Genomic DNA, 2,919 nt, shown 5'->3' with positions numbered 1-2,919 from the left:
GCGACCGCGGCCGTCAGGCCGGGCACCAGGGGTGCGGCCGCAGCGCCGGCGCGCGACTGTGCCAGTGCGGCCTCCACGGCCTTGCGCACAGCCTGGTGCACTTCGCGCGAATCACGGAAGCGCACCTCGATCTTGGTGGGGTGCACGTTCACGTCCACACGCTCGGGCGCGATCTCGATGAAGAGCACGTAGGTCGGCTGGCGCGAGCCGTGCAGCACGTCTTCGTAGGCCGATCGCACGCCGTGGGCGATCAGCTTGTCACGCACATAGCGCCCGTTCACGTAGCAGTACTGCCAGTCGGCACGCGAGCGGGCGGCGTCGGGCAGACCGGCGCGGCCGTGCACGCGCATTGGGCCGATCTGCAGGTCCACCGGGCGGCTGGTGCGGATGAACTCTTCGCCCAGCACGTCCTGCACGCGTTGCTCGGCGCTGCCGGCGCGCAGCTGTTGCGTCAGCTTGCCTTCGTGCCACACCGCAAAGCCCACGTCGGGGCGGGCCAGGGCATGGCGGCGCACCGACTCCAGGCAGTGGGCCAGCTCGGTGGCATCGGTCTTCAGAAACTTGCGGCGGGCCGGGGTGCTGAAAAACAGCTCGCGCACCTCGACGCTGGTGCCCACGCTGCGGGCCGCCGGTGTCAGCTCGCCCGAGCGGGCGTCCAGGCGGTGGGCGTGGGCGTCCTGCGGCGTGCGGCTGGCGATGGACGCGTCCGACACCGAGGCGATGGCCGCCAGGGCCTCGCCCCGAAAGCCCATGGTGCCGACCTGCTCCAGGTCGTCCAGCGAGCGGATCTTGCTGGTGGCATGGCGGCGCAGGGCCAGGGGCAGCTCGCTCACGGGGATGCCGCAGCCGTCGTCTTCGACCAGGATCTGGCGCACGCCGCCGGCCATCAGCTTGACCGTGACCTGGCTGGCGCCCGCGTCCAGGGCGTTGTCGACCAGCTCGCGCACGACCGAAGCCGGCCGCTCCACCACCTCGCCGGCGGCGATCTGGCTCACGAGTTCGTCGGGCAGTTCGCGGATTTCGCGGCGCACGGGGGCGCTCCCCTGATCAGGTGTCAAAGCAGGCTGATCGTCTGGATCGGGGGCACGGGCGGGCTCAAGCGTCATCCCGACATTGTAAAAGGCCGGGGGTGATCGCGCCGCCGCTGGCATGGGCTTTGCGGCGATCGCCCGCAACTTCCCCGCCATAATCCGCGCCCATGGACATTGCACACTTCCTCATCGACTTCATCCTTCACGTCGACAAGCACCTGGCCGAATTCATCCAGGCTTACGGTGTGTGGGTCTACGCCCTCCTGTTCCTGATCGTTTTCGTCGAGACGGGGCTGGTTGTCATGCCCTTCCTGCCTGGTGATTCGCTGCTCTTCATGGTCGGCGCCCTGGCGGCGGGCGGCGCGATGAGCCTGCCCGTGGCCATCGGCGTGCTGCTGGCTGCTGCCATCCTGGGCGACCAGCTCAACTACAGCATCGGTCGCTACCTCGGCCCCAAGGTCTTCCAGTGGGAAGACTCTCGCTGGTTCAACCGCAAGGCCTTCGACTCGGCCCACCGTTTTTACGAAAAGCACGGTGGCGTCACCATCATCCTGGCCCGTTTCATGCCCTTCATCCGCACCTTTGCGCCCTTTGTGGCCGGTGTGGCCGAGATGAACCGCGCCAAGTTCACCGCCTTCAACGTGGTGGGCGCCGTGGTCTGGGTGGTGGGGCTAAGCCTGGCGGGCTACCTGTTTGGCAACATCCCCTTCGTGCAGCAGCACCTGAGCAAGATCATCCTGGCGATGATCATCGTGCCCGGCCTGATTGCGCTGTACGGCGGCTGGAAGGCCAGCCGCAGCGAACAGGCTGCTTCGGCCTGAGCCGCCGCGTTCACAGCGCCCGGTTGCGTGCCAGGGGCGGGTTGCGCGCGAAGTAGCGCTGGATGCCCGAGAGCAGGGCATCGGCCAGCTGGGCCTGGTAGCCGTCGTCCTTGAGCTTGGATTCTTCTTCAGGGTTGGAGATGAAGCCGGTTTCCACGAGGATGGATGGGATGTCCGGGGCCTTGAGCACGGCAAAGCTGGCCTGCTCGACCGTGGCCTTGTGCAGGCGTCCGATCTTGCCCAGGTTGCCCAGCACGGCGCTGCCGAGCTTGAGGCTGTCCTTGATCTGCGCCGTGGTCGACATGTCGAGCAGGGTGCGCAGCACGGTGGCGTCCTTGGCCTTGATGTTGACGCCGCCCACCATGTCGGAGGCGTTTTCCTTCTTGGCCATCCAGCGTGCTGCCGCGCTCGTGGCCCCGCCCTCTGACAGCGCGAACACCGAGGCACCGCGGGCTTCGGGGTTCATGAAGGCGTCGGCGTGGATGGAGACGAACAGGTCGGCCTGCACCCGGCGTGCCTTGTTCACGCGCTCGTGCAGGGGCACGAAGTAGTCCGATTCTCGGGTCAGCATGGCGCGCATGCCGGGCTGGGCATTGATGCGCGCGCGCAGCTTGTGGGCCACAGAAAGCACCACGTCTTTTTCGTACAGGCCGCTGGGGCCCACGGCACCGGGGTCTTCGCCACCGTGGCCGGCGTCCAGCGCGATGATGACCAGGCGCTGGGTGCTGTCGCCCCGGCCGCGCGGTTCGTTGTCCTTGTCGGAATCGCGGGCCTCACGGCTCTCACGTGCTTCCTTGGCTTCCCGGGCCTCGGCCAGGCGTTCGGCCGCCTTGTCGGCGGCTTTGTCGGTGGCCTTCTCCGAGGGCTTGCTCGCGGCGCGGGCGGCGATCTTGGTGTCGGCCTGCGGGGTGGGGCGCTTGAGCCCGCCAATGAACTCGCCCAGGGCGTCGTTCATGGCATCGGCCGCCTGGTTGGAGGCCTTGCCTGTGGTGGCGCCGGCTGCATTGGCGGCCGGGGGCAGGGCGGGGCTGGTCGGCGCTGCTGCGCCTGGCGTGGCGTTGGCGGCC

The 2,919-nt window shown here is 68.4% G+C and carries 3 protein-coding genes; 1 reads left to right on the top strand and 2 read right to left on the bottom strand.

Annotated elements, in window-relative coordinates:
- Nucleotides 1–1,106 (bottom strand): DNA mismatch repair endonuclease MutL (gene mutL / locus QZ994_RS19285; RefSeq protein ID WP_290877552.1); only part of this gene is annotated, 1,106 nt, incomplete at its 3' end.
- Between the two features lie 92 nt (nt 1,107–1,198).
- Here mutL and QZ994_RS19280 point away from each other — a divergent pair.
- A complete protein-coding gene (locus tag QZ994_RS19280) occupies nt 1,199–1,852 on the top strand; it encodes a DedA family protein (RefSeq protein WP_290877549.1) in 654 nt (217 codons plus the stop codon).
- 10 nt (nt 1,853–1,862) lie between these two features.
- On the opposite strand, the gene QZ994_RS19275 is transcribed toward QZ994_RS19280, so the two are convergent.
- Nucleotides 1,863–2,919, bottom strand: a 1,057-nt coding sequence (locus QZ994_RS19275; protein WP_290877546.1) for an N-acetylmuramoyl-L-alanine amidase, incomplete at its 5' end; no start/stop codon positions are given.

The sequence above is a fragment of the Aquabacterium sp. genome (assembly GCF_021768455.1).
GTDB lineage: Bacteria > Pseudomonadota > Gammaproteobacteria > Burkholderiales > Burkholderiaceae_C > Aquabacterium.
Note: the sequence above shows the minus strand (reverse complement) of the source record. Positions and strands in the feature narration are given on the sequence as shown.

Coding starts and splice junctions, on each gene's coding strand:
- QZ994_RS19280 (WP_290877549.1), top strand. CDS start 1,199: ATGGACATTGCACACTTCCTCATCGACTTCATCCTTCACGTCGACAAG.